The organism is Metabacillus rhizolycopersici, assembly GCF_020075705.1.
The window spans coordinates 1-22,918 of the sequence record NZ_JAIQUM010000057.1 but is presented as its reverse complement, the minus strand read 5'-3'; the positions used below and the strand labels follow the sequence as shown (position 1 = coordinate 22,918).

Sequence of the window (22,918 nt, the reverse complement as noted above, 5' to 3'; positions counted from 1 at the left end):
TGCCTGCTTATCAGACAACAACTATTAAAGGTCGTAGTTAGCACCGATCATTTTTCAAAAAAACAATTACACGCAGGAGGAGAAAAATATGTCATTAAAAATAAAAAGATTTTCACTCGCGGCTGGTATCCTATCGGCATCACTACTTCTTACAACAGCTTGCTCAAACAATACGTCTGGAGATAACAAAAGCGATGGCAGTAAGGATGAGAAAATAGTTATAGATCTATTTCAAGGAAAAGTTGAAATTGCCGACCAATTAAAGGCATTAACGGATCAATATACGAAGGAGAATCCGAACGTTACATTTGATATCCAAACTGTCGGTGGTGGTGCCGATGGTGCCGCAGCACTGAAAGCGAAATTTGCTTCGGGAAGCGCACCCGATCTCTTTACTAGTGAAGGCTATCAAAATGCTCAAACTTGGAAAGATAAATTAGAAGATTTGTCAGATCAACCATGGGTAGAGGATGCACTTGAAAACACATTAACCCCAATGACAATCGATGGAAAAGTTTATGGACAACCTATTAACCTTGAAGGCTATGGTTTCACTTACAACAAAGATTTATTTAAGAAAGCCGGTATTACAGAGCTCCCTACAACATTTTCTGAGTTAGAGGCAGCAGCTAAAAAGCTGAAGGCTGCTGGGATTACTCCTTTTGCAGTCGGATATAGTGAGTGGTGGGTATTAGGGAATCACGGTCTGAGCATTCCGTTTGCTTACCAGGAAGATCCGGATGCATTTATCAAGGAATTAAAAGAGGGTACAGCTAAAATTGATGGAAATGAGCATTTCAATCAGTACTTTAACTTATTAGACTTAACGATTAAATATGGCAACAAAAATCCATTAACAACCGACTATAATACACAGGTTACACTATTTGCTACAGGTGAGACTGCTATGATTCAGCAAGGAAACTGGATACAACCAATGCTTGATAAACTTACTCCGGATATGAATGTTGGTATTCTTCCAATGCCTCTTAGTGATGATCCGGCAGTAGCCAATAAATTAGCAATCGACGTTCCGAGTAACTGGGTCATTCACAACGGAGCACCTGATGCAGACAAGAAAGCTGCTAAAGATTTCTTAAATTGGATGGTCACATCTGAAGAAGGTAAAAGAGCGCTAACAGAAGACTTTAAGTATATCCCTGCCTTTAAATCGATTAAAGCAGAAGGTGTAGGGCCATTAGGTGAAGAAATTGCTAAATATTCACAAGCGGGAAAAACATATTCTTGGCAATTTATGAAATACCCAGAAGGTGGAGGTCAGGAGTTTGGTGCAACTTTGCAATCGTATGTTGGAGGCCAGCTCTCTAAGGAAGAGACTATGAAAGCTCTTGATAGCAACTGGGCTAAATTTAACAAATAACATTTCGTTACGTTAAGGTTCTTCCTTGAAAAGGGAGAGCCTTTTCTTCATCCTTTCACCTCTTTATATTGGGAATTTTACAAAATTAATATTAATTTCTTCCCACAATAAAGAAAGAGCGCAATTCTTACTTCAGAAATGCGTCGGATTATTGAATAAGCAGAGAATTCCTTTTTATTGTTCGCTTTAAAGTTTATTGTCTGTTGGTTCATTTTTTTTCTAACTAGTATTACTTGATTAACATCTTATTAAAAACTAATTTTGATAGATTTTTTGTACTTCATATTTATATTCATGATACTGCCAGGTTTCCTTGTGTGCATTTCTCTAGGAAGGTCTTCACCATCCGCAACTAAGATTACACCTTTCTAAGGAAATGATTCCATTACAAACTTTTGTAACTTGCTGCCTATCCCTTCCGAAAAAACTCATCAACAGTTAAGTTATCAATTTCTGACGTTTCCCTGGCAACAAAGACATCTGCTTTATTTGCTAAATTCCCCACTCTATTTTTATTGTAAATTTTCATGTCCTACCTTCAACAAATATTACTTTCCATATTTCAGCTCTATAAAATCATTCAACAATCGGGACCTAAAAGAACAAAAGCGCAAGCGCCTTGATCAGCCTCAGGCTTAGACCCAAGAGGGGCCGGACGCTTGCGCTGGATGTCGTGCGCGTATCCACAGTACAAGAATTTTATAGCTTCCTATAAAATGAAAATAAGCGCTAATCCTTATTACAGGAAAGCGCCTGATTATGGAAAATGAATTAAATTAAACCCAAAAGTTATAGACAGATAAATACGAAAATCAAACTATCTAACCTTGTTTCTCCATCCAAAGAATCAACTATAGACCGGTTCTTTTCTATTTAGACCAAGCGTCTGTGCTGTTGAAGAATGAATTTCTTGGAAAATCTCTGGGTTTTCTGTTAGTGACACACCATAAGAAGGAATCATTTCTTTTATTTTCGGTTCCCACTCTTTCATATGTTGTGGGAAGCATTTTTCTAATACCTCAAGCATAACGTGAACGGCAGTAGAAGCACCCGGAGAAGCACCGAGCAATGCAGCTATCGAGCCATCAGCGGCACTAACAACTTCCGTACCAAATTGAAGTGTTCCCCTGCCTTCAGCATCAGTATCTTTGATAACTTGCACACGTTGACCTGCTACCACTATATCCCAATCCTCAGCTTTGGCACTCGGAATAAACTCGCGTAATTCTTCCATCCGCTTTTCATTCGATAACATAACTTGCTGGATTAGGTATTTTGTCAATGCCATCTCTTTTACGCCTGCCGCCAACATAGTGATGACATTATTCGGTTTTACGGAACCAATCAAATCAAAATTCGAACCAGTTTTTAGGAACTTTGGTGAGAATCCGGCAAATGGTCCAAACAGCAATGTTTTTTTATTGTCGATATATCTTGAATCAAGATGCGGAACAGACATTGGAGGAGCCCCAACCTTAGCTTTACCGTATACTTTTGCATGATGCTCCGCTACAACTTCCGGATTGTTACATACCATAAATAGTCCGCTTACCGGGAACCCGCCAATATGTTTTGACTCAGGAATACCCGTTTTTTGTAGTAAAGGCAGACTTCCGCCCCCACCGCCAATAAAGACGAATTTTGCAGTATGGTATTCGATTTTTCTACTATCGATATCATGCACTTTCACTTCCCACGAACCGTCGCTAGTTCGTTTAATATCCTCAACACTATGCTTGTAGTTTATCTCGACGTTTTTACTCTTTAAATGGTCAAACAACATGCGTGCTAAAGCACCAAAGTTAACATCCGTCCCAGAGTCAATTTTTGTTGCCGCTATCGGCTCATTCGATGTGCGACCATCCATGATAAGCGGAATCCATTCCTTCAGTTTTTCAGGGTCATCGGAAAATTCCATCCCTTGAAACAGGGGATTGTTTAACAGTGCTTCAAAACGTTTTTTCAAAAACGTTACATTTTCTTCCCCTTGTACTAAACTCATATGAGGTATTGGCATGATAAAGTCCTGCGGATTACGAATCAGATTGCTGTTTACAAGATAAGACCAAAACTGTCTCGAAAGCTGAAACTGTTCATTAATTTTTATAGCTTTGCTAATATCTATCGATCCGTCAGATTTTTCGGATGTATAGTTAAGCTCGCACAATGCAGCATGGCCCGTACCCGCATTATTCCATTCGTTAGAGCTTTCTTCTCCTGCGTTTGCGAGTTTCTCAAACACTTTGATTTCCCATTCAGGTGCTAACTCTTTCAGTATTGACCCCAAAGTCGCACTCATGACTCCGGCACCAATTAAGATAACATCTGTTTTTTTCAGTATGTTACTCATTGTACCCTTCCTTATCTCCTATATTTGCAAAAAAGAATAAGCACTCCTGCTTAGATGTCACAAAAAGCAAGACGCCTCCTAGGAACACACCTTTTCTGTCTTAATAATAACCATAGTATAGTCTATAATAATTATTTATAGACTATACTATCTACTATTATCTGATAATTATAAACCATTTTAGGCTGGTAAAAAAGTGAGAAGTTCATCCATAAGGCGCTAGGAACACACAAAAACTAAAGCCAAAACTTTAGCTTCTTGCAGGGGGTAAGGCTTTAGTTTGCCGTTACTTGTGGTATGGTTGATAGATAGAGAGCACAAGAAAACTTTAGTTAATCTATTCAAAAGGGCCAAACCGTGCAATCTTTTATAAACATCGTGACTTTATTTCAAATCCCAAATAGGAATTTTAATGTACATTTTTTCTTCACATAAAAAAGAAATCCACCAAAAATTTTTGGATAGGGTTCTTATGGTGTAATATTTGCTTCACCTGTAACGATAAAGCTTAGTTTCAGACATTCTTATTATTTCCAAGCTTTCTTTTAACTTAAAACAGCCATGTAGCTTATTCAAAATACACATAGGAATCTCCCTATGCTTTTTTACCTAGCATTTTATTTGTAATCTTGTACCCAATAAAAACAGCTCCAGTTGTAATGATAAAATTAACCACGATCATCACAAGCTTTTGAGTTAAATCAGGAAACACTTATTTGCAGTAACGATACGATCATATAAAAGATGATTGCACATTTTCCCCATGTTTATTCCAAAATCCACTCATATTCTAACTTCCTTTTTATTTAAGATATCTGTATGTTTTTCAAGCCAATATTTCCGTCTAAATATATGTAAAAAAATTGCCGATATAAACAAAAAAAAAAATGGAATCCCTACTAACCAAAAAAGCCCAATCCTGAAATTGGATTGGGGCTTACCTGTTCAAGTTTTTTATGGATATTGTTGATTAGCAATATTTAAGATAGTTCACAACCTTTTTGTCTTTCAACAATCCTGTACAGTAACAATAAAGTCATTTAATTTTGAAGTGTCAAACTCGCATAAAACCGTTCTAAATTCAGATCAAATAAAAAATAAGTTGTTTAATTCCGATCGTAACAAGAAGATAAATTCGCAAATAACGGTAATAAAGTTGTTTATAATGTTAATGTTCAAACGACTTTATTGCCATTCAACAACATATTGCTATTTTGTTATAAGAAGATTTTTGATAGATCGTGATGAGTTGGTCTAATTTCCGACTGCAATAAATGGTCTCACGACTATTTAAGCCAGTTGTTTTAACAATCTGAATCAATTCTCTTCTCAGTTGATCGATTCTGTATTCTAATTCATCTAACTCTATAAAGATCATACACCCCCCTTAATCACTCACCCATTATCTTAAATTAGTTATTAACAAAATCCTTTCTCTGATCCACAGATCGATGAAGACTTATATTTATTTAATCTTTTCGCTTACACATGTACTATTAAACAACTTTATTGTTATTTTTAAATTTCTTTATTTGTCATAAAACAAATAATAAATACGATGTTTTTAAACCAGGTTTATACAAAAGCAGCTTGTTGTTCTTCTGCTAGGGCTAATAGACTCTTTTTGATTTCTTCTACATTTACATGCTTTTGCGAAACACCCGTTTCCATTGCAGCGTCAGCAACTGCTGCGGCTACATAGGCAGCCACTCTGCGGTCAAATGGATCTGGGATGACATAATCGATATGAAGGTCTTCCTCTGCAATTAATCCAGCAATCGCATAAACAGCCGCTAGCTTCATTTCTTCATTGATCTCTTTTGCATGAGCATCTAAAGCTCCACGAAAAATGCCAGGGAATGCGAGTACGTTATTGACCTGGTTCGGAAAATCAGAACGTCCTGTTCCTACTACCAGTGCTCCCGCTTCTTTTGCCTCCTGTGGCATAATTTCTGGTACCGGATTAGCCATGGCGAAAATGATTGAATCATGATTCATGGAACGCACCATTTCTTTCGTAACGGCACCTGCAGCTGATACCCCTACAAATACATCTGCTCCCACAAGCGCATCTGCTAATGTCCCTTGTTTTTGCTCTCTATTGGTAATGCGGGCCATTTCCTCTTTAAATGGATTCATTCCCACTGGGCGGCCTTCGTAAATGATTCCTTTTGTATCACATAAAATGACATCTTTTACACCCATATGAAGAAGTAGCTTAACAATCGCCACTCCTGCAGCACCCGCCCCGTTTGCTACAACACGAATATCTTCAATCCTTTTGTTAGCTAATTTTAAAGCGTTTATTAACCCCGCAGCGGTTACAATGGCTGTGCCATGCTGGTCATCGTGAAAAATCGGGATATTACAAGCTTTTCGTAAGCGATCCTCAATCTCAAAACACTGTGGTGCCGCAATATCTTCTAAGTTGACTCCGCCAAACGTCGGCTCTAATAATTTGACAACTTCCACAATTTTATCTGGGTCAGTTGTATCCAGACAAATAGGAAATGCATCCACATCAGCAAATGATTTGAATAACAATGCTTTCCCTTCCATAACCGGCATGGCAGCTTTCGGGCCAATGTTTCCAAGGCCAAGTACAGCTGTTCCGTCTGAAACAACCGCAACAAGATTCCCCTTCATGGTGTAGTCATATACTTTGCTTTCATCTTTGTGAATGTCTATGCAGGGCTCTGCTACGCCTGGTGAATAAGCCAGGCTTAAATCTTTTGCATTGCGTACTGCAACTTTCGAGTGAACACCAAGCTTTCCTTGTTTTTCCTTATGCATCTTTAATGCTTCTTCACGTAAAGTGGACATCTCCTGTCTCTCCTTTTATTCAATTTAATAGATATTTATTTTCACAAAAGAGGTAAGAAATCTTCGTACCTCCCGGGAAAGAACTCAAATTGCAACTAAAGCCGTTTCATATTAGACAATTGTCTCTAGCTGCTTTTGAGAGACACGATACGTTTGGGCAACACCAGATTTAATGGCAGCTTCGGAAACAGCCTCCGCCACTCTTGACGCCACACGTTTATCCAAAGCGTTTGGAATAATATATTCTGCGTTCAATTCTCTATCTGAAACAAGCTCCGCTATGGCGTATGCAGCAGCGAGTTTCATTTCCTCTGTAATGTCTGTAGCCCGTACATCGAGAGCACCGCGGAAAATCCCTGGAAATGCGAGTACGTTGTTGACCTGATTCGGATAATCGGAACGACCGGTCCCTACGACAGCTGCTCCCGCTGCCAGTGCCTCTTCCGGATAAATTTCCGGTGTTGGATTAGCCAGTGCTAACACGACCGCATCCTTATTCATTTTCTGGACCATGTCGCCAGTCAACGCTCCTGGTCCAGAAACACCAATAAATACATCTGCCCCTTCAATCGCCTCTTCTAATGTTCCACGCATTTTTTGTAGATTTGTTACTTCCGCGATCGCAGCTTGCCTGCTATTCATCCACTCTTCTCCCGGGCAAAGAATGCCTTCGAGGCTTACAAGCGTAATATCTTTTAAGCCTGATGTTAATAGCAATTTAGCAATCGCAATTCCGGCTGATCCTGCTCCGTTAAGAACAAGTTTAATCTTACCTGCCTTCTTTTTCACAAGTCTCAAAGCATTTAAGAGAGCCGCTAATACAACAATCGCCGTTCCATGCTGATCGTCGTGGAATACAGGAATATTCAGCTCCTTTTTAAGACGCTCTTCGATTTCAAAGCAACGTGGTGCTGCAATGTCTTCCAGGTTAATCCCGCCAAACGTTGGCTCCAGTGCTTTAACCACTTGAACGATCTCGTCTGCATCTTTTGTATCGAGGCAAAGAGGGAAAGCATCTACTCCTGCAAACTGCTTGAACAATACAGCTTTTCCCTCCATTACCGGCATGGCTGCAGCTGGGCCGATATCTCCTAATCCTAATACCGCTGTTCCATCCGTAATAACTGCAACCAGGTTGCTCCGAGCTGTTTGTTCATAGGAAGCTTCGTTGTTTTCAGCAATGACCTTGCAAGACTCCGCTACGCCTGGTGTATAGGCAAGGCTTAAATCATAAGCCGAATTGATTTCTACTTTGCTCACGATTTCAAATTTCCCTGTAAGTTGCTTATGCAGTTGTAATGCCTTTTCCCTAATCTTCGTTTCGTTCATTGTTAAAATCTCCTTTATGACTAGCCTTTCATATACATCGCTTTGTTTTGTTCATTCATTCGCTTTTTAACTTAACAGCTTCATTAACAACGTTGCCAATATAACCGTGGAAGCACCGCCAAGCCTTGTCGCTACCTGTGCAAACGGCATTAATGACATACGGTTGGAAGCCGACAAAATCGCTACATCCCCCGTTCCGCCTAAACCGCTGTGACAGCCTGTTACAATCGCAGCATCAACCGGATGCATTTTCATGAATTTTCCGACAATATAGCCTGTTCCTACCATTGCAACCACGACAGCGGCGCAAATCACCACATAAGCCGGCGTCACAATTTTCACTACATCTTCCAACGGAATATAAAGAAGTCCTAAACCGACCATAAGCGGCCAGGTTAAGCTTGTAGAGACGAATTTATACAAATGATATGCTCCCTGCTCCATTTTGACCGGCATTAATTTAAGACACTTGACCAATGTTGCAGCTACAATCATCAGAACCGGTCCTGGAATACCAAGGAATTTATGGGCAAGTCCGCCGAAAATGAAGAAACTGCAAGCGATAAGTAAACCTGCTCCCATTAACGAAAAGTCAACAGGCTTGTTGATGTTTGTTTCTTCTTTGATGCCATCTCCGCCCTTTGTTTTGACTAATACGCCATTTCCTGTAAGCTCTGGTTTTCTCTCACCCAAGTTTTTCATTAAGCCTGCACAAATAATTGCGATAATATTTCCGATAACCGCTGCGGGAATCATCTGGGATACGAATGATTCAGCAGACTCCCCTAGAATTTGAGAGTATGCTAGTGATAACGGCAGAATACCTTCTCCGATTCCTCCCCCAATAATCGGCACAACGATATAAAAGAACGTGTGCTTCATCTCATATCCAAAAAGTGATCCCACCAATACACCTACAACAACAGAGGCAATGGTTCCAAGAACAAGCGGAATAAACATTCTTGTAAACCCTTGAACTAATACTTTGCGATTCATACCAAGAATACTGCCCGCAACTAGACACGAAATATAAAGATAAAGAAAGTTGGACGTTTTCATTAATGTTGTGACCGCTTCCACCGCAGCCGGATTAAACAGGTTATAAAACATTAGAATCGACGGGACTAAAAGCGCTAAAATAGCCGGTCCCCCAATGTCTTTTAAAATAGGAATTTTCATACCGATGTCTCCGAGTAACATTCCCATCACCATGATGACCGCAAAACCGCCGATCATGTCTGGCGGGAGCTGATTGTATACAGATGCAGCATAAACAATAGCCGCTAGTACTAAATAAAGAGGTAATGGAATAACCCCTACCTTCAATTGATTGAATCGAGATAAAAATCCTTTTTTCTCTTCCATTTGCTCCACATAGGGAAGCGCTTGCAATTTTTTCGCTGGTTCCATTTCTCTGACCTCCTATCTTCTTGTACCCTTATGTTAGTAGTTTTGTAGAAATATGAATAGTTTATTTAACTTATGTAAGTGTTTTTGTAATTAAAAAAAGTAAGCAGCCAATTGGTTGCTTACAAATAATGTTTAATTACATTGCCTTTGGCATTATTGAATTCGTGCTGATAAACCGGTCTTCCTACCATCCCATAAACCACTTTAACATCAAGCACCTCAATATCTTTTAAAAATCTCAGGTATTTCCTCACTGAAACCCTTGAAATTCCCGTACGGCTTACCACATCTTCTGTTGAAAAAGGGGCTGTTTTTATGTCCGTGATTACATTCCAAATCATCTTTAATGTATCTTGTGTCAACCCTTTAGGCAATCCCTCGGGGAGACGTTTTTCTTCTTTACGTAAAATCTGCTGATCTAATTCCTCTTGGTTGAGTACATGCTGATTTTGAATAAATGCCGCTTTTTCTCGATAAGCGGACAACGCCGCATTAAAACGTTCAAATTCAAATGGCTTGATTAAATAATCAACTGCTCCCAACCTCAAAGCTTTCTGTATTCTTTCAATATCGGAAGCCGCGGAGATAACAATGACATCTATCTCTTTTTCATTCTCCCGGATATATGAAAGTAAAGCTAAACCATTTTCCCCCGGCATAAAAATGTCCAATAAAAGTATATCGATTCTTTGCTCCTCTAGCACACCCATTGCTTGATCTACTGAAGAACATACAGTCACCAACTCAAAGCCTCCGACTTGTTCCAAATAACGTTTATTAAACTCTGCGACCATTGGATCGTCTTCTACAATCATTACACGAATCATTTTACATCACCTTTACTTTTGTATGGTATGTAAACAACAAACGTAGTACCTTGCCCTTCTATAGAGGAAATTTCCAGTTCGCCGGCCAGCTTTTCAAGCCTCTCCTTCACCAAATGTAAGCCTAACCCCCTATCCTCTCCTTTTGTCGAAAAGCCTTTTTGAAAGATGTTGTTTTGCATTTGCTCACTCATGCCCATTCCTGTATCTTTAACCTCGAATGTCAATATTTCATCTAAGTAATCCAACTGGACTTCAATTCGTTTGGATGAACTGTTTTCAACCGCTTCTAGAGCGTTATCAATGAGATTTCCAATAATGGTAATCAACTCATGTGTAATGCCTGCTTCTTCTAGTTCAGGCAATGGGAATTCTGATGCTATCACAAGCTCAGCTCCCGTTTCCCTCGCATAGCTCAGCTTCCCGATTAAAAAACCTGCCAGCACGGGATCTTTTATTTTTCTTGCAATAAAACCTATTTCATTTTTACGGTTGTCGACAATCTCGCTTATATAAGTGGCGAGCTTATCATAATAGCGCATGTGAACCATCCCAAGAATGACATGAAGTTTATTCATGAATTCATGGGACTGCGCTCGAAGTGCCTCGGCATATAAACGGACGCCTGTCAGCTGCTCAGCCAGCTGACGGATTTCCGTTTTGTCCCGAAATGTCGCCACAGCGCCGACAATTTTGTTGTCTACAAATACCGGGACGCGATTGACCAGCAAAACAACATCCTTTAAGCTTTGTTCTTCATCCAATTCAGCTTGTCCAGTTTGCAATACTCTACTTAACCTTGAGGTAACTATAGTTGCATCTATCTTCTTTCCAACAGGATTTTCATCTAAACCCGCTTTTTGCAAAAGCAATAATGCTGCCTTATTTACAAGAGTAATTCTTGAATCCTGATCTACTGCTATAATCCCCTCACGTACTGATTGTAACATGGCACTTCGCTCCTCAAGCAGCCTTGCAATCGCAATAGGCTCAAGCCCAAATAAAATTCTCTTAATATACCTTGCCAAAATGACTGCTCCCATAATTCCCGTTAAGATACCAAAGATCGTTCCTGCATATATATTCTCATGACTTCTCTCAACGGCTTCATTGACCTTATCAAGAGAAATGCCCACCGCTACCGCTCCTACCTGCTTTCCATTCGCATCGAATACCGGCGTGAAAGAACGCAAAGAATGGCCTAATGTACCTTTTGAAATCGAGACATGCTCTTTTCCTTTTAAAACCGCTTCCTCATCTCCCCCAACAAATCTCTTTCCTATCTTATTGGGATCGGGATGGGATTTACGAATTCCCTTCATATCCATTACTACAACAAATTGTACATTTGTCACAGATTGTATGTCGCTAGCAAATCTTTGTAATTCTCTTTCGTCTTCCGGGTTGCTCAATGCTTCTATCACAAGTGGTGAACGTGCCATCATTCGGGATGCATTTCCCGCTTTTTCAGCCTGACTGTCTTCAATGCTCTCAGCCACAGTTTGACTGATAAGCAAATCAGTGATTAATAGCGAAAGAACTACTACAGCGCACACAAAAATTGTGATAGTCGCCTGCAAACTCCATTTTCCCTTTTTCATCTCTTCACCTCAATGGCGTTTTCTTTGTCTGCCTCATTTTCTTTCACAAGCTTCCCTTTCCATACCTTTCGCTCCTGAGTTTTTATAGTCAGGAAGCAATGCGTCGATTGCTTTTCCCCTTTGCCAATATTTATTCAAGTATTATTCCATGGCTTATAATTAGAGAGTTCCCCTTGTCCACGATTTTCTTTCAAGTACTGAACAATTCTCGAAGCTTAAACTTAGAAATTCTGACACTAAAAAAACACATGTTTGAATACATTTATTGTAATCGAAGACGTGTGCTTTTTAAACGACTTTATATGATGAAACACTCGTGTGCATTGACAAGAAAGTTTTATGCATTTGGAACCTCAAATACGTATTACACTGTCCTCAAATCTAGGCGGTGTAAACATAAAGTTGTTTAAAAATTATTTTCTACTTTCATTCGATGATGTTTAGTAATCACTTGAAGACAAAAACCTATCCAGAGTGAGCTATGCTCAAAAGGAAATACTGGTTGTATAAGTATCTGATTACAACCCTTGTACAATTAACAGCGGCCTTACAACAAAACGAAACTGAGTGCAGGAAAATGACTCAAACTAGAGAAGAATGGATAAGTGGTCTTTCTCATGATTTAAAAACACCGCTGTCCTCCATAGGCGGTTGTGCTCAAATACTTGAATCTGAAGACTACTTATGGACGAAAAAGGAGACAAGAGAGTTTGCAGGAATCATAGCTGAAAAATACTGATTCCATTCCAAAAGAATAACCCACACTTCGAATAAAGTTTGATCAAATTAATACTGATAATGAATAAAAGGAAAGAGCATGTTTTGAAAAAATTTGATCATTTCTCTGATATTCCCTCCATTAAATATCCGTATTATGGAAGTATCCCCCTTTCTATTGCATAAAATCTCCGTACCATGAAACGACTAGATCCTAAAAACACTTAATAATCTGTTTTAGATAAATATTTTCAATAAAGAAATCAAAGAATAAGTTCATCATAAAGTAGGAGCGTATCCAATGAAAAAAATTTTGTTCAATACCATTCTTTTCTTAATTCCTTTATTCTGCTTTCAAGTAAATGTAGATGCATCCACTCAAAATCGAGAAGCATATGAAAAAACAGGGCGTGTTATTTGGGAAGTAAACACAAAGGAAAAGTTAGTTGCCCTTACTTTCGATGATGGACCTCACCCTGTTCTGACCCCACAAATACTTGATATATTGGCAAAGCATGATGCGAAAGCTACCTTTTTTGTAGCTGGCAATAAAGTAGTTAGATTTCCTGATCTTTTAAAAAGAGAAGTGAACGAGGGGCACGAAATTGCTAATCATACTTTCCATCATCTTTATGGAAATATAGCCTCGGCAAAACTATCATCCGAATTAGATGAAACAGATAAAATAATTAAGCAATTCACTGATTTAAAACCAGCACTTTATCGGCCTGTAGGAGGTTTTTATAATGATGTAATTATCAATACAGCTTTAAAACATGATAAAACGGTCGTATTATGGTCATGGGATCAAGATTCCCGTGATTGGACAAATCCTCCGGCAAATCAAATATCTAGTTATATAAAAAAGGGAGTAAAGCCAGGCAATATCATTCTTTTTCATGATTGGTATGGTAGTGAATATACTCAAACCAGTTCGACAGTTAAAGCATTAGATAACATTTTGGACTATTTAGACAAGAATGGGTATAAAAGTGTAACTGTATCTGAATTGCTCTACCATTCAACACAGCTAATTCCAGAATCTTCTGGAATCTCCCCTTAAAGAAAGGAAAAAATGATCGCATTGATTGAATGTTTTAAATGTATTTTTTTCATAATTTGTCAAATAAGAAATACCTTACTCTAGATAGATTTTGTAAAAAGACAATAAAGTTATTTAATTCTAAAAGCTCAAACAAGCATAACCCCGTTCTAAATTTAGGACGGGGTTAAAAATATAGTTGTTTATTCAACAATAGCGCCCGATTGTTGAATAACATGACTGGCGTTTTTTAAACAACTTTATTATCTCTGTACAAATCCACACTATTACAACCTATTCCCTACTCCACCGTAACACTCTTCGCAAGATTACGTGGCTTATCAACATCACAATCACGATGTAGTGCTGCATAGTAAGAGATCAATTGTAATGGAACTACTGCTGCAAGCGGTGAAAGTTGTTCATGAATGCTTGGAAGGACAAAACGATCGTCCTCTTCTTCAAGACCTTTCATCGAAATAATACAAGGATTAGCTCCACGTGATACTACTTCTTTGACATTTCCGCGAATGCTTAGGTTTACATGCTCTTGAGTAGCTAATGCAATAATTGGAGTACCATTTTCAATTAATGCAATTGTACCGTGCTTAAGCTCTCCACCTGCAAAACCTTCTGCTTGAATATAAGAGATTTCTTTTAGTTTTAATGCCCCTTCAAGTCCTACGTAGTAATCGACAGAACGACCGATGAAGAATGCATTACGCGTAGTTGAAAAGTACTCTTTTGCGATAGCTTCCATTTCTTCCTTTTGATCACACAGAACTTCCATTGCATTTGCAACGATTCCTAGCTCTTTCGTTAAGTCAAATTCTAAAGAAAGTCCTTTTCCGTAAGCTGCTACAGCTGCAAGAATAGAAAGAACTGCTAATTGTGCTGTATATGCCTTTGTCGACGCAACAGCGATTTCAGGGCCTGCGTGCAATAGTAGCGTATAATCCGCTTCACGAGATAAAGTTGATCCTGGAACATTCGTAATTGTTAATGCTTTATGTCCAAGCTCTTTAATTTGAACAAGAACAGAACGACTATCTGCTGTTTCACCGCTTTGTGAAATAAAGATGAATAATGGTTTTTCAGAAAGCAATGGCATATTGTAAGAGAATTCACTTGCAATATGAACTTCTACAGGAATCTTCGCCCAATTTTCAATAAATTGTTTTCCGATTAATCCGGCATGGTAACTAGTACCTGCAGCAATGATATAGATTCTGTCAGCTGCATTAACTGCGTTGACAATATTTTCGTCAACAGTTAATCCACCATTTTCATTACGATATTTCTCAATAATTCTTCTTGTTACTAAAGGCTGCTCATCGATTTCTTTCAACATGTAATGAGGATATGTTCCTTTTTCAATATCGCTTGCATCAAGTTCTGCTTTATAAGGTGCACGTTCAATTACGTTCCCTTGTAAATCTTTTATTGTAACCGAATTACGTTCAACAAAAACCATTTCTTTGTCCATAATTTCAACAAATTGGTCAGTTACTTGTAGCATTGCCATTGCATCAGATGCAACAACATTAAAGCCATCATTTCCTAATCCAATCAGCAGTGGACTTTTGTTTTTTGCGACATAAATCATTTCTGGATTTTGCTCATCCAATAGCGCAATCGCATATGAGCCTTTTAAGACTGATAACGTTTGACGGAACGCTTCTTCAATCCCTAATCCTTTTGCTACAAATTTTTCAATAACTTGAACAATTACTTCTGTATCTGTCTCACTTTTCAGTTCAACACCTTGTAAATATTCACGTGCTAAAATAGCATAGTTCTCAATAACGCCGTTATGCACAAGTGTAAATCTACTTGATGTGCTCTGATGTGGATGTGCGTTCGTTTTGCTAGGTACACCATGTGTTGCCCATCTAGTATGTCCAATTCCTATTGATGCCTCTACATTAAAGTCAACACCTTCACGTAACTCAGCAATACGACCTTTTTCTTTAAAAATATGGATTCCATCCTGATTTAGCGTAGCAATACCTGCAGAGTCATATCCACGGTATTCTAACTTTTCTAAACCCTTCAATAAAATTTCCTTAGAATCCAAATTTCCAATATATCCTACTATTCCGCACATATTCGTTTCCTCCCATAGTGTAACTAGGGACAAGAAGTCAATTCCGGAGACATTCATTGTCCCCTCACACATGTTTTTATTTTTTGGAAGGCTACGCTTTTCCCTTTGTTCAAAAAGTTACCTCTTTGGTTTAAGGAAAAACTTACGGCTGTAACCAATCAGCCGGGAGGCATCCGCCGAAATTTCGATAACCTCCATCCTCGTCAACTAAGCTAGTTTCGACCACTTAGTTCAGGCGCTTTAAATTGCAAAACCTTTTTTACTGCTCCTTTCTATATTATGACCAAACACACAATGACAATGATACAACACTTCTAAAGAAACCGTCAATCACATCTTTCAAAGTGGTCGGCTCCTATTTAAGCGTTATAAAGTAAGTATATGTAAAATTGTCCACTTATGCTATTAAAAAGGCGGGATTTAACCCGCCTTCCGTCTATTCTAGACCCATTTCTTGCTTTACTACTTCTACAATCCGTCCAACAAATTCACGACATTGCTCTTCCGTTGGAGCTTCTGCCATGACACGAACTAATGGCTCTGTACCAGAAGGTCGAACTAAGATACGTCCATTACCGTTCATTTCCTGTTCGACAGCATCAATCACTGCTTTTACTTTTACATTTTCAGTAACCTTATACTTATCTGTTACTTTTACGTTAATAAGCAACTGTGGGAATTTTTTCATTTCACCAGCTAGTTCTGATAACTTTTTCCCTGTAAGCTTCATAATGTTTACTAGTTGTAAACCAGTTAGCAGTCCATCACCAGTTGTATTATAATCAAGGAAAATAATATGACCTGACTGTTCACCACCAAGGTTATAGTCATTTTTCTTCATTTCCTCCACCACATAACGATCGCCTACAGCTGTTGGAATACTGTTAATTTTATGTTCTTCTAACCCTTTATAAAAACCAAGGTTACTCATAACCGTTGAAACAACTGTATTCTTCTTTAATCTACCTTCACTATTTAAAAATCTTGCACAGATATACATAATTTGGTCACCATCAACGATATCACCATTTTCATCAACAGCAATCAAGCGATCACCATCTCCATCAAATGCCAGACCGATATCTGCATTTTTCTCCTTTAGATAGGCTGCCAAAGCTTCTGGATGTGTTGAACCAACACCTTCATTGATATTTAACCCGTTTGGCGTTGTACCCATCGTTGAAACATCTGCATCTAAATCCGCAAACAAATGTGTAGCAAGTGAAGATGTTGCACCATGAGCACAATCTAATGCGACATGAATACCAGTAAAGTCTTCATCAACTGTTTGTTTCAAAAATTGAAGGTATTTTTGCCCACCTTCGAAATAATCATTTACCTGTCCCAACTCTTTACCAACAGGTCTTGGTAACGTATCTTCTTCTTGGTCCATCAGGCTTTCTATTTCAAATTCTTGCTCATCTGATAATTTAAAACCATCTGGACCAAAGTATTTAATTCCATTATCTTGTACAGGGTTGTGTGATGCAGAAATCATGACACCAGCTTGTGCACCAAGCGCTTTTGTTAAATACGCGACACCAGGAGTAGAGATTACTCCTAAACGCATAACTTCGGCGCCAATCGATAGGAGGCCCGCTACAAGAGCACCTTCTAGCATATGACCTGAAATTCGGGTATCACGGCCAATGATTACTTTAGGTCTCTCCTGATCCTTCGTTAAAACATATCCACCAAATCGGCCAATTTTAAAGGCTAATTCAGGTGTTAATTCACTATTAGCTACTCCTCGTACGCCATCTGTACCAAAATACTTTCCCATTGGTTTCGCTCCTTTATCTCATTCGCCTTATGAGGCTGAAGAAATTTTCACTTTTACTTTTTCTTGTTGTAATGACCATGTAATATTTTGTGGACCATTTACTTCAACATTTACTTCTTGTTCACCATCACTGAGGTCTGTAAGATTTATATATAATTCTATATCTTCTGGTTTTATATCCTCAATAACACTCGGTGCTCCGTAAACTTTCACATCAAGTGATCCCGTTTCTGGGTTCACAAATTCTAAAATCTTTCCTTCAGATAAACCAACTTGCGTTACTGTCTTATCTGTAAACAACTTCTCTTCTTGTTTCTCAATATCAACCTCAATTTCCAGTTTTTCAGGATTTACTTTCGTAGCTCCCTCTGGTATAGGAACATCTACTTCCAAAACAGTATCTTCTTTAATTTTACTAAGGTCTACTTTTACCCCATCGATGAATTCGAGCTTATCTAAAATATCTAATGGACCATAGACAGTAATTTCATTTGGTTTTGGTTCGATACTAAAAACACTTAAACCTTGTCCAAGCTCACCTTCTCGAGTAATTTTAAACGGCAATACTTTACTTGGACTTTTAATCGGCACAGTGATATCAACAACAGATGGTTCCACTTCAACCGGTAAAACATTTCCATCTCTATCATAGATCGTAATCAGAGATTCCTTATTCATTGTTTCTTTTATATTTTCTAAACTCACTGTAGCCCGCGCACTCAGTATTTTATCGATCACATCTTTAGATGCGGTCACACGAATGCTATTTGGGTTTACAATTGGTTGATCAGGTGTGTAACCTTCTTTTATCTTATCCTCATTGAGTAAATCAACTTTAACTGGGAAATCCTTAGCTACCTTCTCTTCAATTGAAACTGTGATAGCTGAGGGAGTTATACTAGCCTTTAAGTCTTCAGATAGATTTTTATATTTTAGATTAACTCGATGAGTTCCAATTGATAAGTTTGTTAAATCTGCGTAGATTTCAAAATCCTTCAGCTGGCGCGCCTTTGTTAACGAACTTGTTGCACCTTCCAACGTAACATTTACTGCCTCAGGCACTCCTGTAACAACCAGATTTTCCTGATCAAAATATGTAACAACAGGTACATCTGTGACAATTGCCTTATCCGCTACAGGTGATTGCGTTAACGGTGTCGGTGGCTTATTAACGGAAGAGCCGGATTCAATATTAACAATTGCGTATAACATTAATGCCAAAAATAAAGCAAAAACCCTCATTACCCAACGGTTATCGATCAACTTATCCATTTTTTCTTCCCCTCCATTGCCAACGGTTTGAGGAAACAGCTTTAATTGGTGATTGTAGCTCCCTTTGAAGAACTTCCCGTAACTCATCTTGAGTCAGATCCCGATGAATCTCACTATTACGAGCAGCAGAAATATTTCCTGTCTCTTCTGATACAATAATAGTTAAACTATCTGTAACCTCGCTAATACCTAAAGCAGCACGATGGCGCGTTCCAAGCTCCTTAGAGATAAACGGGCTTTCTGATAACGGGAGATAGCACGCTGCTGCTGCTATTTGATTTCGTTGAATAACAACTGCCCCATCATGCAGAGGTGTGTTAGGAATAAAAATATTAATCAATAATTCAGAAGAAATCATTGAATTTAATGGTATCCCTGTTTCTATGTAATCGCTCATTCCTGTTTCTTTTTCAATTGACATTAATGCGCCAATCCGACGCTTAGCCATGTATTCAGTTGCCTTCACAATTGCCTCAATAGTTATCTCTGTGTCTTCTTCTCCTTGGGCACCACCTCTGGAAAAGAATCGTCCTCTACCTAGCTGTTCTAATGCTCTCCGCACCTCAGGTTGGAAAATAATAATAATGGCTAGAAATCCCCATGTCAGGGCTTGGTCCATAATCCACTGTAAGGTACTTAATCCTAAGTATTGACTTAACATACGGACTACAACTATAACTGTAATTCCTTTTAATAGCTGTACAGCCTTCGTTCCCCTTACAACCATTATCAATTTATATATAACAAACCACACAAGGAGAATATCAACAGCTATGCCGAGGTAATGCAATAATGGTAAATCCACATTTTCCATTCACTCGACCTCCATGGTTCCACTTCTTTTTACGTAAACAAAAGCATATGAACTTCAATCAGCCTCAGGCAATAAAATACCCAAAAATAGAAGGTGTGCTTGATCTTCTATTCATGTGTAACTAGACTCAAGAAGCAATTAAATCTGCGATGTAAACATCTTCACTGCACTTGCACGGCCTTTACAATGTAAGACCAGGGAGCTTATAATCAAAGCGCTTAGTCCATAATAAGATTATTATCATCTATTTTTAGAGAAAATAAAAATAATTTGTGTAATAACCACATTATTATACACTCCCTGCATTAAAATGTAAAAAGGCCACCGCAGAGATGACCTTCTTTTTAACCAAAAACAGCTAAGACTTCATGAGAAAGAGATTTTAAATGGTACCATAGCCACTCAAATAACTCATCAACTTCCTTAATCTCTCCCGTTACATGACCTGCAGATGCCATATACTTTTCTCCATTAATAACTGTTACGTCCCCTTCGATTGTTCCCTCAATCATTATTTCCCCGTTTTTCACCGTTACATCACCTTTTACAACTTCACCTTCTGGAACGGTTACCTTACTGTTCTCAACAACTAAATTAGATTGTTTCGAAACACTAAAGTTTTGATCCTCATTCCACGCTGAAAAGAGGCTTCCTGTCATGAGAAGAAGAAATAAAGAGGCAGCCGCCAGTAGTGGATGACCTTTAAACCAACGCTTCCAGGAAACTGTCCGCTTTTCCTTTGGAAGACCCTCCATAACTGCATGAGTAAAATCATTTGGAGCTTGAAGATGGGAAGTACTTTTAACAAGTGCAACGGCTTTTTCAAGCTCATAAAAGTGCCGGTAACATTCCTCACAAGTGTGAAGATGCTCTTTGACCCTTTTTTCCTCAACACTGGATAATTCATGATCCATATATTCATGCAAAAGCTGAACAAATTCTGAAGAACAGCTCATAGTAACTCACCTCATTATAAATGCCTTAATTGTTTTCTGAGTGCTTCTCTCCCTCTGTGAATTCGAGTTTTAACTGTACCTATTGGAATATCTAAAATGTCGCCTATTTCTTTTAAAGATAATTCATCAATATATTTTAAAACGATCACAGTCCGATATTTATCTGGAAGCTTTAAAATTCCCTGTTGAATCGTCGCTTGTAACTCCATCGTTTCAAGCTCATCCTCAGGAAGTGCTCCTTCTGCAGATACTTGAGAGTACATAGTTAAACCATCTGTTCCTGATACCTCTGCATCAAGATAATAATCTGGTTTCTTTTTTCGAATTCTATCAATTGAGAGATTCGTTGCAATCCGATATAACCACGTCGAAAACTTTTTACTCATATCATATGTGTGAATATTAACAAATGCCCTAATAAAGGCCTCTTGTGCAATGTCCTCTGCTTCATGTGCATTACCAAGCATTCGATAGCATAGTTGATAGATTTTATCTTTATATAAATCAACTATTTCAGCAAAAGCATTTTGGTCTCCCTTTTTAACTTGCTTTATACGCTTCTTTATCATCGTTTCCATTTATCATACCTCCGCACTCTGCGGGTCTCTTTATATACGGATAGATTTTCAATTGGTTTCATTTTTTATATATAAAATAAAACATAAATAAAGCACCATTACATTTGGTGATGAATATATCTAACCATCTTTTCCTCACATAGAATATTTTAACAAATTTTAGGTGTCTTTAGGTGGTTATTTTATATTCTACTTATTTTTGGATAGATTTATTGGCGAAAATCTAAAATGTAACCACAATGACCCAATCTAAAAATACAGAATCACGTATCGGGACAGGACAATGGATTAAAAAGGCTACTTTCACAAACTTTATTACCATTTAAACTCTATGCAAATTCTACTTCTCTATAGATATAAAAAAGCCATAAACTTCCGTCTATGGCTTTTTTATATCTATTCTTATTAAAATGATGGAGCCTAGCGGGATCGAACCGCTGACCTCCTGCGTGCAAGGCAGGCGCTCTCCCAGCTGAGCTAAGGCCCCAGTATTTATTATGGAGCGGAAGACGGGATTCGAACCCGCGACCCCCACCTTGGCAAGGTGGTGTTCTACCACTGAACTACTTCCGCAAATGATGAGCCATGAAGGACTCGAACCTTCGACCCTCTGATTAAAAGTCAGATGCTCTACCAACTGAGCTAATGGCTCATTGCTTTAATAAATTTTAAAAAATATGGCTGGGCTAGCTGGATTTGAACCAACGCATGTCGCAGTCAAAGTGCGATGCCTTACCGCTTGGCTATAGCCCAATAAATAAGTGACTAGAATTACTAAAAGAGATTATGTGAAATAACGTCTTCCACTAAGTATAACTATTATAAACAGATCATAGTGAAAATATCCGTAATAAACCCCTAAACAAAATCAAAGATAAACAAATTATAAAATGGATTCCCATTTCTTCGTTTATCTACATCGTTTTATGCAAATGGTGGAGGGGGGCAGATTCGAACTGCCGAACCCGAAGGAGCGGATTTACAGTCCGCCGCGTTTAGCCACTTCGCTACCCCTCCATATGTGTGAAACAGTGCCGGCGAGAGGACTTGAACCCCCAACCTACTGATTACAAGTCAGTTGCTCTACCAATTGAGCTACACCGGCATAATTAAAAATCCAAAAAAATATGGTGGAGGATGACGGGATCGAACCGCCGACCCTCTGCTTGTAAGGCAGATGCTCTCCCAGCTGAGCTAATCCTCCGAAGCACAGGATGTGCAAGTACATGTGTTGCGATTGACGTTGCGTACTTAACATGCCATCATTACTTGGTGACCCGTACGGGATTCGAACCCGTGTTACCGCCGTGAAAGGGCGGTGTCTTAACCGCTTGACCAACGGGCCAAAAATGTACAATAATAATCTTTTTTAAGCTTCCAACCGGGCTCGAACCGGTGACCTCTTCCTTACCATGGAAGTACTCTACCAACTGAGCTATGGAAGCATTGGCTCCGCAGGTAGGACTCGAACCTACGACCGATCGGTTAACAGCCGATAGCTCTACCACTGAGCTACTGCGGAACAATATAATAGCCTGGCAACGTCCTACTCTCACAGGGGGAAACCCCCAACTACCATCGGCGCTGAAGAGCTTAACTTCCGTGTTCGGCATGGGAACGGGTGTGACCTCTTCGCCATCATTACCAGACAATTATGACAAAAACTATTATACTATTTTCAAGGAATATTTCAAGTGTTTTTTAAAACTTTTTATATTCCCTCAAAACTAGATAACGATTCACAATTCAATTCACTGAGTTTACGCTTTTTACTGTGTCCAGCTACAGAAGCCAAATACTCCGAAAATTTCACAATCTCGTGCGAAGTCAAAGTACGACTTCTTCTCGATTGCTCCAATTTCCTCCGTATTTAAACGGGCTTCTTTCGCTTTTCGTTTTGGTTAAGTCCTCGATCGATTAGTATCAGTCAG

Annotated in this window: 16 protein-coding genes, 10 tRNA genes, 1 rRNA gene and 1 pseudogene; 3 read left to right on the top strand and 25 right to left on the bottom strand. The window is 38.7% G+C overall.

Going from position 1 to position 22,918, the window contains the following annotated elements; all coding sequences use genetic code 11:
- Positions 1 to 88: 88 nt before the first annotated feature.
- Positions 89 to 1,381, top strand: a complete 1,293-nt coding sequence (locus tag K9V48_RS20115) for an ABC transporter substrate-binding protein (protein ID WP_224140943.1) — start codon at positions 89 to 91, stop codon at positions 1,379 to 1,381.
- Between the two features lie 847 nt (positions 1,382 to 2,228).
- Here the strand turns inward: K9V48_RS20115 and K9V48_RS20110 are convergent.
- From K9V48_RS20110 to K9V48_RS30195, 8 genes and pseudogenes are all read right to left on the bottom strand, one after another.
- Positions 2,229 to 3,731 (bottom strand): malate:quinone oxidoreductase, encoded by a 1,503-nt coding sequence (locus tag K9V48_RS20110; protein ID WP_224140942.1) that lies wholly within the window; start codon positions 3,729 to 3,731, stop codon positions 2,229 to 2,231.
- A 1,195-nt stretch (positions 3,732 to 4,926) separates the two neighbouring features.
- A complete protein-coding gene (locus K9V48_RS20105) occupies positions 4,927 to 5,109 on the bottom strand; it encodes an aspartyl-phosphate phosphatase Spo0E family protein (RefSeq protein WP_224140941.1) in 183 nt (60 codons plus the stop codon).
- Between the two features lie 197 nt (positions 5,110 to 5,306).
- Positions 5,307 to 6,554 carry an NADP-dependent malic enzyme gene (gene ystJ / locus K9V48_RS20100; protein WP_224140940.1) on the bottom strand — a complete coding sequence of 416 codons (1,248 nt, stop codon included), beginning with the start codon at positions 6,552 to 6,554 and terminating at the stop codon, positions 5,307 to 5,309.
- 111 nt (positions 6,555 to 6,665) lie between these two features.
- Positions 6,666 to 7,883, bottom strand: a complete 1,218-nt coding sequence (locus K9V48_RS20095) for an NAD(P)-dependent malic enzyme (protein ID WP_224140939.1) — start codon at positions 7,881 to 7,883, stop codon at positions 6,666 to 6,668.
- Positions 7,884 to 7,949: 66 nt separating this feature from the next.
- On the bottom strand, positions 7,950 to 9,293 hold the full coding sequence (locus tag K9V48_RS20090; protein ID WP_224140938.1) for a 2-hydroxycarboxylate transporter family protein: 1,344 nt from the start codon (positions 9,291 to 9,293) through the stop codon (positions 7,950 to 7,952).
- Positions 9,294 to 9,412: 119 nt separating this feature from the next.
- Positions 9,413 to 10,120: a response regulator gene (locus tag K9V48_RS20085; protein WP_224140937.1), complete on the bottom strand. Its 708-nt coding sequence runs from the start codon at positions 10,118 to 10,120 to the stop codon at positions 9,413 to 9,415.
- Positions 10,117 to 11,718 carry a DcuS/MalK family sensor histidine kinase gene (gene dcuS / locus K9V48_RS20080; protein ID WP_224140936.1) on the bottom strand — a complete coding sequence of 534 codons (1,602 nt, stop codon included), beginning with the start codon at positions 11,716 to 11,718 and terminating at the stop codon, positions 10,117 to 10,119. The genes K9V48_RS20085 and dcuS overlap by 4 nt, the downstream gene beginning before the upstream one ends.
- 33 nt (positions 11,719 to 11,751) lie before the next feature.
- Positions 11,752 to 11,859, bottom strand: a pseudogene (locus K9V48_RS30195) (hypothetical protein); the annotation flags it as partial.
- Positions 11,860 to 12,295: 436 nt separating this feature from the next.
- Here K9V48_RS30195 and K9V48_RS20075 point away from each other — a divergent pair.
- Both K9V48_RS20075 and K9V48_RS20070 read left to right on the top strand, forming a co-directional pair.
- Entirely contained in the window at positions 12,296 to 12,457 is a 162-nt protein-coding gene (locus K9V48_RS20075) for a histidine kinase dimerization/phospho-acceptor domain-containing protein (RefSeq protein ID WP_224140935.1), read from the top strand.
- 279 nt (positions 12,458 to 12,736) lie between these two features.
- Positions 12,737 to 13,498: a polysaccharide deacetylase family protein gene (locus K9V48_RS20070; protein WP_224140934.1), complete on the top strand. Its 762-nt coding sequence runs from the start codon at positions 12,737 to 12,739 to the stop codon at positions 13,496 to 13,498.
- A 280-nt stretch (positions 13,499 to 13,778) separates the two neighbouring features.
- Here the strand turns inward: K9V48_RS20070 and glmS are convergent, their stop codons facing one another.
- From glmS to rrf, 17 genes are all read right to left on the bottom strand, one after another.
- Positions 13,779 to 15,584 (bottom strand): glutamine--fructose-6-phosphate transaminase (isomerizing), encoded by a 1,806-nt coding sequence (glmS, locus tag K9V48_RS20065; protein ID WP_224140933.1) that lies wholly within the window; start codon positions 15,582 to 15,584, stop codon positions 13,779 to 13,781.
- A 436-nt stretch (positions 15,585 to 16,020) separates the two neighbouring features.
- Positions 16,021 to 17,367, bottom strand: coding sequence for a phosphoglucosamine mutase (gene glmM / locus K9V48_RS20060; protein WP_224140932.1), 1,347 nt, complete (start codon positions 17,365 to 17,367; stop codon positions 16,021 to 16,023).
- A 27-nt stretch (positions 17,368 to 17,394) separates the two neighbouring features.
- On the bottom strand, positions 17,395 to 18,639 hold the full coding sequence (locus tag K9V48_RS20055; RefSeq protein ID WP_224140931.1) for a CdaR family protein: 1,245 nt from the start codon (positions 18,637 to 18,639) through the stop codon (positions 17,395 to 17,397).
- Complete coding sequence (gene cdaA / locus K9V48_RS20050) at positions 18,632 to 19,453, bottom strand: diadenylate cyclase CdaA (RefSeq protein ID WP_224140930.1); 822 nt, start codon at positions 19,451 to 19,453, stop codon at positions 18,632 to 18,634. Before cdaA ends, K9V48_RS20055 begins: the two co-directional genes overlap by 8 nt.
- Before the next feature lie 344 nt (positions 19,454 to 19,797).
- On the bottom strand, positions 19,798 to 20,409 hold the full coding sequence (locus K9V48_RS20045; RefSeq protein WP_224140929.1) for an anti-sigma factor family protein: 612 nt from the start codon (positions 20,407 to 20,409) through the stop codon (positions 19,798 to 19,800).
- 14 nt (positions 20,410 to 20,423) lie between these two features.
- Entirely contained in the window at positions 20,424 to 20,987 is a 564-nt protein-coding gene (sigW, locus tag K9V48_RS20040) for an RNA polymerase sigma factor SigW (protein WP_224140928.1), read from the bottom strand.
- A gap of 414 nt (positions 20,988 to 21,401) precedes the next feature.
- Positions 21,402 to 21,474, bottom strand: a tRNA-Ala gene (locus K9V48_RS20035).
- 11 nt (positions 21,475 to 21,485) lie between these two features.
- Positions 21,486 to 21,560 (bottom strand) — tRNA-Gly (locus tag K9V48_RS20030).
- A 6-nt stretch (positions 21,561 to 21,566) separates the two neighbouring features.
- Positions 21,567 to 21,639: transfer RNA gene (locus K9V48_RS20025), tRNA-Lys, on the bottom strand.
- A 26-nt stretch (positions 21,640 to 21,665) separates the two neighbouring features.
- Positions 21,666 to 21,740 (bottom strand) — tRNA-Gln (locus tag K9V48_RS20020).
- Positions 21,741 to 21,920: 180 nt separating this feature from the next.
- Positions 21,921 to 22,004, bottom strand: a tRNA-Tyr gene (locus K9V48_RS20015).
- A 15-nt stretch (positions 22,005 to 22,019) separates the two neighbouring features.
- Positions 22,020 to 22,092 (bottom strand) — tRNA-Thr (locus K9V48_RS20010).
- A gap of 23 nt (positions 22,093 to 22,115) precedes the next feature.
- Positions 22,116 to 22,191, bottom strand: a tRNA-Val gene (locus K9V48_RS20005).
- A 66-nt stretch (positions 22,192 to 22,257) separates the two neighbouring features.
- Positions 22,258 to 22,332 (bottom strand) — tRNA-Glu (locus K9V48_RS20000).
- A gap of 27 nt (positions 22,333 to 22,359) precedes the next feature.
- A tRNA-Thr gene (locus K9V48_RS19995) sits at positions 22,360 to 22,432 on the bottom strand.
- A gap of 2 nt (positions 22,433 to 22,434) precedes the next feature.
- Positions 22,435 to 22,509 (bottom strand) — tRNA-Asn (locus K9V48_RS19990).
- A gap of 11 nt (positions 22,510 to 22,520) precedes the next feature.
- Positions 22,521 to 22,636: ribosomal RNA gene (rrf, locus tag K9V48_RS19985) — 5S ribosomal RNA — on the bottom strand.
- Between the last annotated feature and the right edge of the window lie 282 nt (positions 22,637 to 22,918).